This window comes from Streptomyces swartbergensis (assembly GCF_002148965.1).
In the GTDB taxonomy this organism is placed as follows: Bacteria; Actinomycetota; Actinomycetes; order Streptomycetales; family Streptomycetaceae; genus Streptomyces; species Streptomyces swartbergensis.
Window position 1 is genome coordinate 38,755 of sequence record NZ_NGFN01000016.1, and the last position, 10,582, is coordinate 49,336.

Annotated in this window: 12 protein-coding genes; 5 read left to right on the forward strand and 7 right to left on the reverse strand. The window is 71.5% G+C overall.

The window, feature by feature from the left end; all coding sequences use genetic code 11:
* Window positions 1-69 precede the first annotated feature (69 nt).
* Entirely contained in the window at window positions 70-1,005 is a 936-nt protein-coding gene (hemC, locus tag CA983_RS04935) for a hydroxymethylbilane synthase (protein ID WP_086599654.1), read from the forward strand.
* Window positions 1,006-1,029: 24 nt separating this feature from the next.
* On the opposite strand, the gene CA983_RS04940 is transcribed toward hemC, so the two are convergent.
* From CA983_RS04940 to CA983_RS04955, 4 genes are all read right to left on the reverse strand, one after another.
* Window positions 1,030-1,551, reverse strand: a complete 522-nt coding sequence (locus CA983_RS04940; RefSeq protein WP_086599655.1) for a hypothetical protein — start codon at window positions 1,549-1,551, stop codon at window positions 1,030-1,032.
* 191 nt (window positions 1,552-1,742) lie between these two features.
* On the reverse strand, window positions 1,743-2,603 hold the full coding sequence (locus tag CA983_RS04945) for an ABC transporter permease (RefSeq protein WP_086599656.1): 861 nt from the start codon (window positions 2,601-2,603) through the stop codon (window positions 1,743-1,745).
* Window positions 2,563-3,420, reverse strand: a complete 858-nt coding sequence (locus tag CA983_RS04950; RefSeq protein ID WP_086599657.1) for an ATP-binding cassette domain-containing protein — start codon at window positions 3,418-3,420, stop codon at window positions 2,563-2,565. The genes CA983_RS04945 and CA983_RS04950 overlap by 41 nt, the downstream gene beginning before the upstream one ends.
* Window positions 3,417-3,872 carry a MarR family winged helix-turn-helix transcriptional regulator gene (locus tag CA983_RS04955; RefSeq protein ID WP_086599658.1) on the reverse strand — a complete coding sequence of 152 codons (456 nt, stop codon included), beginning with the start codon at window positions 3,870-3,872 and terminating at the stop codon, window positions 3,417-3,419. Before CA983_RS04955 ends, CA983_RS04950 begins: the two co-directional genes overlap by 4 nt.
* 277 nt (window positions 3,873-4,149) lie before the next feature.
* On the opposite strand from CA983_RS04955, the gene CA983_RS04960 reads away from it, so the two are divergent.
* Window positions 4,150-4,941, forward strand: a complete 792-nt coding sequence (locus tag CA983_RS04960; protein ID WP_086599659.1) for an RNA polymerase sigma factor SigF — start codon at window positions 4,150-4,152, stop codon at window positions 4,939-4,941.
* Between the two features lie 33 nt (window positions 4,942-4,974).
* Here CA983_RS04960 and CA983_RS04965 read toward each other — a convergent pair whose 3' ends face one another.
* Window positions 4,975-5,295: an ANTAR domain-containing protein gene (locus tag CA983_RS04965; RefSeq protein ID WP_174523400.1), complete on the reverse strand. Its 321-nt coding sequence runs from the start codon at window positions 5,293-5,295 to the stop codon at window positions 4,975-4,977.
* A 252-nt stretch (window positions 5,296-5,547) separates the two neighbouring features.
* On the opposite strand from CA983_RS04965, the gene CA983_RS04970 reads away from it, so the two are divergent.
* Entirely contained in the window at window positions 5,548-6,351 is an 804-nt protein-coding gene (locus CA983_RS04970) for a VOC family protein (RefSeq protein ID WP_086599660.1), read from the forward strand.
* A gap of 40 nt (window positions 6,352-6,391) precedes the next feature.
* Here CA983_RS04970 and glgX read toward each other — a convergent pair whose 3' ends face one another.
* Window positions 6,392-8,548 carry a glycogen debranching protein GlgX gene (gene glgX / locus CA983_RS04975; protein WP_086599661.1) on the reverse strand — a complete coding sequence of 719 codons (2,157 nt, stop codon included), beginning with the start codon at window positions 8,546-8,548 and terminating at the stop codon, window positions 6,392-6,394.
* Window positions 8,545-9,057, reverse strand: coding sequence for a pep a2 (locus CA983_RS04980; RefSeq protein ID WP_086599662.1), 513 nt, complete (start codon window positions 9,055-9,057; stop codon window positions 8,545-8,547). Before CA983_RS04980 ends, glgX begins: the two co-directional genes overlap by 4 nt.
* A 360-nt stretch (window positions 9,058-9,417) precedes the next feature.
* On the opposite strand from CA983_RS04980, the gene CA983_RS04985 reads away from it, so the two are divergent.
* Entirely contained in the window at window positions 9,418-9,741 is a 324-nt protein-coding gene (locus CA983_RS04985) for a DUF5133 domain-containing protein (protein ID WP_086599666.1), read from the forward strand.
* A gap of 70 nt (window positions 9,742-9,811) precedes the next feature.
* Window positions 9,812-10,582 (forward strand): maltotransferase domain-containing protein (locus CA983_RS04990; RefSeq protein ID WP_143645447.1); only part of this gene is annotated, 771 nt, incomplete at its 3' end.

The following is a 10,582-nucleotide window of genomic DNA, read 5'->3' on the forward strand; positions in this document are numbered from 1 at the left end:
CGTACGCCGAGAGGCGGTCGGGGGGAGGTACGGGACCGACGGGCCCCCGGGAGGGTCTATCGTGTCGGCATGTCCGTCCCCGAACTGATCCGTATCGTCTCCCGCGATTCGCCCATGGCGCTCGCCCAGGTGGAGCGAGTCCGGGCCGAGCTGGCCGCCGCCCATCCCGCAGTGCGCACCGAGGTCGTACCGGTGAAGACCACCGGCGACAAGTGGATGGGCGATCTGTCCCAGGTCGAGGGCAAGGGCGCGTTCACCAAGGAGGTCGACGCGGCGCTGCTGGCCGGTGAGGCCGATCTCGCCGTGCACTGCGTGAAGGACGTGCCCGCCGACCGGCCGCTCCCGGCGGGGACGGTGTTCGCCGCGTTCCTCAAGCGGGACGACATCCGGGACGCCCTGATCCACCCGGGCGGGCTCACCCTGGACGAGCTGCCGGCCGGGACGCGGATCGGCACCTCCTCGGTGCGCCGGGTCGCCCAACTGGCCGCCACACACCCGCATCTGGAGTGCGTGCCGTTCCGGGGCAACGCCAACCGGCGCCTGGCGAAGCTGGCCGCCGGTGAGGCCGACGCCCTGCTGCTCGCGGTCTCCGGCCTGGAGCGCATCGGCCGCCAGGACGTGATCAGCGAGATCCTCTCCACCGAGACGATGATGCCGCCCATCGGCGCGGGCGTGCTGGCGCTCCAGTGCCGCCAGGACGACGCCGACCTGATCGACGCGGTGAGCGGCCTCGGCGACCCGGACACTCACCGGGAGACCACCGCCGAGCGCATGTTCCTGCATGTGCTCCAGGGGCACTGCAACAGCCCGATCGCCGGGTTCGCGCGCGTGGACCGCGGTGGTGAACTGTCCCTGCGGGCCTGTGTGTTCACCCCGGACGGCAAGACCCGGCTGAACGCCCACGAGTGGGCGGGCCGGCTCGACCCGGCCACGCTCGGCACGTCGGTGGCCGTGGCGCTGCTGCGTCAGGGCGCCCGCGAGATCATCGACGGCATCCCGCACTGACCGACGGGACGCCCTGACGCGGGATCAGGCGGTGCCTTCCCCCGCCTGGTCCTGGAGGAAGACGCTCACCTGGTGGGCGAGGCTGTCGCGCACCGCGCCCTGCTGGCCCCCGGCGGGTCCCTCGTGCGCGCCGATGCCGCCCGACCACAACCGGCGGTCGGCCCACTCCTCCTCGACGCGCAGCTGGACCTGGACGTCCACGAGGCTCAGGGAGGCCTCGGCGCCGGCCGCGTAGAGTACGGCGGTGGCCCGGCGCAGCGGGTAGACGTCGAAGCCCTCGATGAACTGCGAGTTGCGCCAGTCGAGGAAGGCGCTCTCCCCTTCCGGGCCGATCCGCACGTCGATCTGGCCGTCCTCGAGGTGGATGCCGAGGTGCCGGCTGCCGCGGTTCTCGACGGTCACGCGGAGGCTGAAGTACGTCAGCCCCTCTGCGGCGTCGTCGCGGCCGCGGGGCGGCTCGGCCAGTTCCAGACGGTGGACGCGGACGCGCAGACCGGCATGCTCGTCGTACTCCTGCCAGTCCCCGACCACGTTCGGCTCGTACACGCTGCACCTCTCGACCTCTGGAAGCTGCTTCCTATCTGTGGTCTCAGCGCACTGTCAAATGAGCAGAATGCGCTGTGGCCAGGCAGTTCATCCCATTTGATCGGTGATCAAGCCGTGCCCAGCGGTTATCCGGAAACAGTTCGTGAAAGCGCTTGCCCCGGCGTGCCGCACATCACTTCCAGGAGTGAAGATCAACGGGCCAGACGGCCGAGCAGGGCCGAGGCGGCGGCGACGCCGAGGGCGGCGGCCACGAGCAGCACCGCGAAGTCGGAGGCCAGGTGGTGGGGCGTGCCGAGCAGGAGCCCGCGCAGGGCGTCCACCTCGTAGCTGAGCGGGTTGGCCTTGCTGACCGCCTGGAGCCAGCCCGGCATCACGGACACCGGGTACAGGGCGTTGGAGCCGAAGAACAGCGGCATGGTGATCGCCTGTCCGAAGCCCATGAGGCGGTCGCGGCTGAGGACGATGCCGGCGATGGTCATCGACAGGCAGGAGAAGAAGGCCGAGCCGAGGACGACGATCGCGGCGACGGCGAGCAGCTTGAGCGGGTTCCAGGTCAGTGCCACGCCGAGCAGGGCGGCGATGAGGAGGACCACGACCGCCTGGACGAGCGACTTCACACCCGCCGCGAACGCCTTGCCGGTGATCAGCGCCGAGCGCGGGGTCGGGGTGACGAGGAGCTTGTTGAGGATGCCCGCGTCGCGCTCCCAGATGATCCGGATGCCGTAGAAGATGGCGATGAACATCGCCGACTGGGCGATGATCCCGGGCGCCAGGTAGTCGACGTAGGGGATGCCGCCGGTGGGGATCGCCCGGATGCGGGTGAAGGTCTGACCGAAGATCAGCAGCCAGAGGGCCGGCTGGACCGCCCGGGTGTAGAGCTCGGTGCGGTCGTGGCGCAGCTTCTGGAGTTCGACCGCGCACATCGCGCCGACGCGGGCGGGCAGGAGCCGCCAGCCGGCGCGGGGCCGCGGGGGTTTGAGCAGCAGATCGATGCCGTGGGCGCGGGCGGGGTCAGCCGACACGGCGCGCGGTGCGGCGGGTGCTTCGGACATCGCGGAAATCTCCTGCCTCGTCGTCGAGACCGCTGCCTGCCACGTCGCGGAAGACGTCCTCCAGCGTGGGCAGCGTGTCCGTGGCCGCGCCCGCGGCGCGGCGGCGGGCGCCGAGTCCTTCCCTGAGCTCGGCCGGGGTGCCGAGGGCCCGGATCCGGCCGCGGTGCATCAGGGCGACCCGGTCGCAGTACTGGTCGGCCTCGTCCATGTAATGGGTGGTCACGAGCACGGTCATGCCGGTGGCCGCGCGGACCGCGCCGATGTGCTCCCAGACGCCGGTGCGGGCGATCGGGTCCAGACCGATCGTGGGCTCGTCGAGGATCAGCAGCCGCGGGGCGCTGACCAGGGCCTGGGCGAGTTCGAGCCGGCGGACCATGCCGCCGGAGCAGGTGGCGGCGAGCCGGTCGGCGGCGTCGGCGAGGYCGACCGCGGCCAGGGCCTGGGCGACGCGCTCGGCGCGTTCCCGGCGGGGCACGTCGAAGACGCGGGCGAACAGGGCGACGTTCTCCCGCCCGGTGAGACCGGCGTCCGCGGACAGTTGCTGCGGCACGTATCCGAGCAGGCGGCGTACGGCCATGCGGTCGCCGGCGGCGTCGTGGCCGAAGACGCGGACCGTCCCGGGCGGCACCGGCAGCAGGGTGGTGAGGCAGCGGATGGCCGTGGTCTTGCCGGCGCCGTTGGGGCCGAGCAGCCCGAAGACCTCGCCCTGCCGGACGGTGAGATCGAGCCCGTCCACGGCCCGGGTCTCGCCGAAGGCGTGGACGAGCCCGGTGCAGGCGACGGCGTCGGCCTGTGGTCGGTCGGTGTCCGGGGTCATGATTCCTCGGCCTCCTCGTGCAGGGTGCCGGCCAGCTTGCGCAGGGCCGGGATCGCCGCGTGCAGTGCCTGGCGGTCCGTCTCGTCGAGCCGTGACACATGGCGTCGTACGAGGTCGGCGCGGCGGCGGCGCCACTCGCGCAGCCGGGTCCCGGCGGCGGGCGTGGGCAGCAGCCGGGCGGCCCGCCGGTCGGCCGGGTCGGTCTCGCGGACCAGATAGCCCGCCTTCACCAGCTGGTTGACTAGGGTCGACACCGAGTTGGCCGCCAGCCCGAGGTCCTTGGCCGCGTCCGAGATGCCGGTGCCGGGCCGCGTCACGACCAGGCGCAGCAGCTCCACCTCGGCGCCGCGCAGCCGGGGGTCGGGCATCTCGCGGCGCAGGCGCCGCCGGATCAGCCGCTGGACCCCGACGAGCGCGTCGGCCAGCTCTTCGGGGAAGGTCTCCGGCTCCATGGGGCGAGATTAGCTCTGCAACAGAGGTAATCGGCCCAAGGCGGGGTCAAGGGATGTCCTCGAAACGGCAGCCGCCCTCAGGGACGCCTGGGGTCACACATGAGCGTATTGTCGGAATTGTTTCGTAGTCTCCCCGCCCGGGAATGGGCGATGAAGTGCTTCGGACAGGAGGCACGTCCGTGGGAGCCGCCCGGGCCCGCGGTGCCCTCCGTGGGGTCCGAGTCCGTGCTTCCCACGGTGTCTGTCCTTTCGGCACCTGCTCAGGGAGGTGCGCACCATGCGTATCGCCGGCAGCACCAGACCGCACCCCCATGACGACGCCCCCGACACCGCCGAGGCGTTCGAACGTCTCGTGCGGCTGCCCGAGGGGCCCGAGCGCAAGGCCCTGCGCGACGAGCTGGTCGAGGCCTGGCTGCCCATGGCCGAGCGGATCGCCGTCCGCTTCCGGGGCCGTGGCGAGGCCCTGGAGGACCTCTACCAGGTGGCGGCCCTCGGTCTCGTCAAGGCCGTCGACCACTACGACCCGGCGCGCGGCAACGCCTTCGAGGCCTACGCCGTGCCGACGGTCACCGGCGAGATCAAGCGCCACTTCCGTGACCACATGTGGACGCTGCACGTCCCCCGTCGGGTCCAGGACCTGCGCAACCGGGTGCGGCACGCTGCCAAGGAGCTGTCGCAGACCACCCCCGGCCGCTCCCCCACGGTCGCCGAGATCGCCGAGTACGCCCACCTCTCCGAGGGCGAGGTGCGCACCGGCATGGAGGCCCTGGAGTGCTTCTCCGCCCTGTCGCTGGAAGCGGAGATGCCCGGCACGGACGGCTACGCCCTCGGGGACGCGATCGGCGGGCCGGACCCGGCCTTCGACACCGTCGTCAACCGCGTGGCCGTCAGGCCCTGCCTGGAGGCGCTGCCGGAACGCGAGCGGATCATCCTCTACCTGCGGTTCTTCAAGGGCATGACGCAGAGCCGCATCGCGGAACAGCTCGGGATCTCGCAGATGCACGTCTCCCGGCTGCTCAGCAGCTGCTTCGCGCATCTGCGTGAGGAGCTGCTGACCGAGGCCAGGTGAACGCGGAACCCCACGTCGGCGCCGCCGGGCGGATCACTGCTCCGGCGGCGCTTCGGGGATCTGGGTCGGTCCGGCACGGTCGAGGGCGTCCTCCAGTTCGGCCCGTATCTCCCGGGGCATCACACCGGTGCGTCCCCAGACGAGGATCAGTTCCGCGACGTTGCGCAGCTTGATGTTGGTGTGCTGGGAGACCTCCTTCAGCACGGCCCAGCCCTGGTCGGGCGAGATCCGGCCGAGCACGACGACCATCCCGATCGCCTGGTCCACGACCGCGTGGGAGACGACCGCCTCCTTCAGCTGCCGGACCTCTTCCTGCAACTCGAAGATCCGCTCCGAGCCCCCGTCCGTGGGCATGGTCACCTCCGGGTCCGGTGCGCCGCTGTCCCCATGGCCTCGTGTGGTGCTTGAGTGCCTTGACGCAGTGTCCGACGCCTCCATCGTCGCCACTTGGTCCGCCCGCTGCCACCGGGGCGGTCCAGGCCGGTCCACCACACCGTTTTGGTGCCGTCGCCGGGGTACTCGGCAGGCGCCCACAGCGGTTCCGGTTGGACACTGGTGTCATTCCTCCGGTGGCTGCCAGGCCGACGAGATCAGGACGCGACTGCCATGAACCACGACATGCCCACCCCCTCCGGCACCAAGGACGTCGTCTCATCACACTCCGTATTCGGCGCGCCCTGCTGGGTGAGTCTGACCAGCCGGGACGTCAAGGCGACCGAGGAGTTCTACGGGGCCGTGCTGGGCTGGCAATGGCGGCCGGCCAAGCTCGGCGACCGGTTCCGGATCGCGCTGGCGGACGGCTCGCCGGTGGCCGGGATCGCGGGAGTGGCCACCATGTGGCAGATGGCGGTGGCGTGGACGCCGTACTTCGCCGTGCGCAGCGCGGACGACGCGGTGGCGCGGGTGCAGGAGCGCATGGGCACGGTCGCGGTCGGGCCGATCTCGCTGCCGCCGGGGCGGGCGGCCCTGCTGGCCGACCGGGACGGGGCGACCTTCGGGATCTGGGAGGGCGACCTGTTCACCGACTGGGAGACCTGGCGCAACGCGCAGCCGGCCTTCATCACGCTGCACACCCGTGACGCCTTCGACGCCGCCATCTTCTACGGCGAGGTCCTCGACTGGGCGTCGGGGAGTCCCGGTTGCTGCGAGGTCCACTACGAGGGCGGGGAGGTCGTGCTGCGCAGCCGCGGCGACGTGGTGGCGCGGATCGAGTCAGGGGCGCTGGGGGCGGCCCCCGACCCGACGATCCGGCCGCACTGGCAGGTCCACTTCACCGTCGACGACGTCGAGGCCTGTACCCGGGCCGCGGAACTGCACGGCGGCAGCGTGCTGTCCAAGGGCAGCGACGAGGCCGTGCTGCGCGACCACGACGGCGCACAGTTCACGGTGACGGCCCGCCGGGAGCGGTGACTCGCGCGCCGGCGTCCATGACCGGGTCCGCCATCCCCGGTCACTCCGCCTCGTCGCGGGCACGCCGGGACGGCCGGGACAGCAGGACCATGCTGCGGGGCCCGACCGTCAGGGCCGTGCCCGCCTTGTGTTCCGATTCGTCGGGGGTGCCCTCCGGGTCGGCGGTGTCGATCAGGGCCGTCCAGCGTTCGCCGTAGGTGGCGTCCGGGAGGCGGAAGGCGACCGGCTCCCAGTGGCTGTTGAACAGCAGGAGGAACGAGTCGTCGACCACGGGGCGGCCGCGCGGGTCGGGCTCGGCGATGGCGTCGCCGTTGAGGAAGACGCCGACGCAGTGCGCGTCGCCCCGCTGCCAGTCGTCGTCGGTCATCTCCTGGGCGTCCGGCGCCAGCCACACCAGGTCGGGCAGCGGCTGGTCCGCGCGGGTCAGGGTCTCGCCGAGGAAGAAGCGGCGCCGGCGCAGCACGGGGTGACCGGTGCGCAGCCGGATGACGTACCGGGTGAACTCCAGCAGGTCGCGCTGTTCCTCGGTGAGCCGCCAGTCGACCCAGGAGATCTCGTTGTCCTGGCAGTAGGCGTTGTTGTTGCCGCGCTGGGTGCGCCCGAGTTCGTCGCCGTGGCAGAGCATCGGGATGCCCTGGGAGAGCAGCAGCGTGGCGAGGAGGTTGCGCTGCTGGCGGGCGCGCAGTTCCAGCACGGCCGGGTCGCGGGTGGCGCCCTCGGCGCCGCAGTTCCAGGACCGGTTGGTGCTCTCGCCGTCCTGGTTGTCCTCGCCGTTGGCGTCGTTGTGCTTGTCGTTGTAGGAGACGAGGTCGCGCAGCGTGAATCCGTCGTGCGCGGTGACGAAGTTGACGCTGGCGCGGGGGCGGCGCCGGCTGTGCTGGTACAGGTCGGAGGACCCGGTCAGCCGGGAGGCGAACTCGCCGAGGGTGTGGTCCTCACCACGCCAGAAGTCGCGCACCGCGTCGCGGTACATGCCGTTCCACTCCGACCACAGCGGCGGGAAGTTGCCCACCTGGTAGCCGCCCTCGCCGACGTCCCACGGCTCCGCGATCAGCTTCACGCGGCTGATCACCGGGTCCTGCTGGATCAGGTCGAAGAACGCCGACAGCCGGTCCACCTCGTGGAACTGCCGGGCCAGGGTGGCCGCGAGGTCGAAGCGGAAGCCGTCGACGTGCATCTCGGTGACCCAGTACCGCAGCGAGTCCATGATCAGCTGGAGCACGTAGGGATGGCGCATCAGCAGGCTGTTGCCGGTGCCGGTGGTGTCGTAGTAGTGCTCCCAGTCGCCGTCGACCAGGCGGTAGTACGAGGAGTTGTCGATGCCGCGGAAGGACAGGGTGGGGCCCTTCTCGTTGCCCTCGGCGGTGTGGTTGTAGACCACGTCGAGGATCACCTCGAGCCCGGCCGCGTGCAGGGTCTTCACCATCGACTTGAACTCGGCGACCTGCTGGCCGCGGGTGCCGTGGGCGGCGTAGCCGTTGTGCGGCGCGAAGAAGCCGATCGTGTTGTAGCCCCAGTAGTTGGCCAGGCCGCGGTCGTGCAGCACTCCGTCGTGGACGAACTGGTGCACCGGCATCAGCTCCACCGCGGTGACGCCCAGCGAGGTGAGGTGCTCGACGGCCGCGGGGTGTGCGAGTCCGGCGTAGGTGCCGCGGAGTTCGGCGGGGATGTCGGGGTGGGTGCGGGTCAGGCCTTTGACGTGTGCCTCGTAGATCACCGTGTCGGCGTAGGGCCGGCCGGGCCGGGCGTCGTCGCCCCAGTCGAAGGCCGGGTCGGTCACCACGCCGAGCATGGTGTGCCCGGCGCTGTCGGCCGGGTCGGGGCCGTCCGGGTTCCGTTCGTAGAGCGAGGGGTGGTTGTCGATCTGCCCGTCGACCGCGCGTGCGTAGGGGTCGAGGAGCAGCTTCGCCGGGTTGCAGCGGTGACCGAGGGTGGGCGCCCACGGCCCGTGCACGCGGTAGCCGTAGCGCTGGCCGGGGCCGACGCCGGGGAGGTAGCCGTGCCAGACGAAGCCGTCGACCTCGGTCAGCGGCACCTGGGTGTGGGTGCCGTCGTCGTCGACGAGGACCAGTTCGACGCGTTCGGCCACTTCGCTGAAGAGTGCGAAGTTGGTGCCCTCCCCGTCGTACTCGGCGCCCAGCGGGTAGGGGCGTCCGCTCCACGCGGACACCCCTGTCCGTGTCTGCCGGCGGGTCACCGGGCCTCCTCCAGGACCTCGTCCGGGGTACTGGCCGGGCCGGCCAGCTGGGCGATCCGCACCTCGCGGGGCACCTCGAGGCCCTCACGCTCCTGCGGGGCGGGCGCGGTCGGCACCAGCGGGACGCGTTCGCCGGCGCGGGCGCGCTGCGAGAACCAGATGACCTTGCTGCCGGTCTCGGTGGCGCAGCAGCCCCAGCCGTCGCTCATCGCCGCGATGTGCTCCAGGCAGCCACGCAGCTCCTGGTCCGGGCGCAGGGCGCGGTCGTTGTCCCCGATGGCGGTGATCAGATGCTGGCCGTTCCACCACATCTCGATCGACGTGTTCTTGTCCGTGGCGTGTTCGTCGATGGCCTTGAGCAGCATCTCGGCGCCGCCGCAGACGGGCTGGACCAGGTTGTCCAGGTCCCAGAACCTCAGGTGAGCGGCCAGAATGCGGCTGACCTGTCCCACCCGTTCCGGGCTGACTTCCACGTCGAGGTGGTAGTAGCAGGGCACTGCGGTCTTCATCGGTCGGCTCCTCACCGCGAAGCTCAGCTCCTCCTCGCTCCCGCGGTCCTGCGGGACGAGCCCCGAACGCGGAACGTGAGCGCGTATCGCTTCTGAGTCACCCTCAGCCTGAGGGTGCTAGTCCGTTCGTGCAACAGGAGCGCACAGTTGAGGCGCTTGAACACCCAAGTGAGCGCGCCGGATGGTCTCAACGGCTCAACCGAGCCGCCATTGGTTGAGCCTCCAACAAGACGCTGCGTCGTCACGCGTGCACCATGTGTGAAGAACTCGATCGCCGTCACGGGTCCGTGCCGCTTGGGCACGGCCGCCGTCCGACCGTCGGGAGACCGTGTCCCTCGAGCCCGAAAGGTGATCGGCGCCATGCTGCTACCCGCCAAAGCCGAAGTCGCCCGGCAGTTGCGGCGTTACCGGGCCTGGGAACGCGTGATGCTCGCGGCACCGAACGACCGCACGGTGCGGGCCACGTTCGAGGACTCGGGCTACACGCTCTGCGTGCTGATGGGCAAGCGCTGCGCGCGGGAGGCGGCGGACGCGGCCGAGCGGTATCTGCGCACGAACCAGGTCACCTATCTGCAGGAACAGCAGGTCACCTGTCTCCAGGAACAGCACGAACGGCCCCGTCCGGCCGCCGCGGTCCGGCGAAGACCACCGGCGGCGGAGCGGCGCTCCCCCGCGGGACGGTAGCCGCCCCGCACATCTTGTCCCCCGAACCGGGCCCGTGGCCCGGCTTCCGAGCACGGTGGAGGTGAGGACCATGAGTAGGACCCGGGCCATCGGCCGTATCCCGGTACGGGACGTCCGCCCGGCCGTGGAGTGCGGCAACCGGCCGGCCAAGGCGGTCGTGGGAGAGACGTTCGAGGTCACCGCCACCGTGTTCCGGGAGGGGCACGACGCGGTCGCCGCCAATGTCGTCCTGAAGGATCCCGAGGGCCGCCCCGGTCCGTGGACGCCGATGCGGGAGCTGGCCCCGGGCAGCGACCGCTGGGGTGCGGAGGTCACCGCGGACGCCGTCGGCCGCTGGACGTACCGGGTGGAGGCCTGGAGCGATCCGGTGGCCACCTGGCGCCACACGGCGGGCATAAAGATTCCGGCCGGCATCGACCCCGGCCTGGTCCTCGAGGAGGGCGCCGATCTCTACGAGCGGGCCGCGGCCGGCGTTCCCAGGGAAGCCGGCCGCGGCGTGCTGCTCGACGCCGCCCAGGCGCTGCGCGACGACTCGCTGCCCCCGGCGGCGCGGCTGGCGGCGGCGCTGACGCCTCAGGTGGACGAGGTGCTGGCCCGGCATCCGCTGCGGGACCTGGTCACCACCTCCGAGCCGCTGCCCCTCCTCGTCGAGCGCGAGCGGGCCCTGTACGGCTCCTGGTACGAGTTCTTCCCCCGCTCCGAGGGCACCCGGCAACAGCCCCACGGCACCTTCCGCACCGCCGCCCGCCGGCTCCCGGCGATCGCGGCGATGGGCTTCGACGTGGTCTACCTGCCCCCGATCCACCCCATCGGCACCACCTTCCGCAAGGGCAAGAACAAC

Coding starts and splice junctions, on each gene's coding strand:
- hemC (WP_086599654.1), top strand. CDS start 70: ATGTCCGTCCCCGAACTGATCCGTATCGTCTCCCGCGATTCGCCCATG.
- CA983_RS04945 (WP_086599656.1), bottom strand. CDS start 2,603: ATGTCCGAAGCACCCGCCGCACCGCGCGCCGTGTCGGCTGACCCCGCC.
- CA983_RS04955 (WP_086599658.1), bottom strand. CDS start 3,872: ATGGAGCCGGAGACCTTCCCCGAAGAGCTGGCCGACGCGCTCGTCGGG.
- CA983_RS04960 (WP_086599659.1), top strand. CDS start 4,150: ATGCGTATCGCCGGCAGCACCAGACCGCACCCCCATGACGACGCCCCC.
- CA983_RS04965 (WP_174523400.1), bottom strand. CDS start 5,295: ATGCCCACGGACGGGGGCTCGGAGCGGATCTTCGAGTTGCAGGAAGAG.
- CA983_RS04970 (WP_086599660.1), top strand. CDS start 5,548: ATGAACCACGACATGCCCACCCCCTCCGGCACCAAGGACGTCGTCTCA.
- CA983_RS04980 (WP_086599662.1), bottom strand. CDS start 9,057: ATGAAGACCGCAGTGCCCTGCTACTACCACCTCGACGTGGAAGTCAGC.
- CA983_RS04985 (WP_086599666.1), top strand. CDS start 9,418: ATGCTGCTACCCGCCAAAGCCGAAGTCGCCCGGCAGTTGCGGCGTTAC.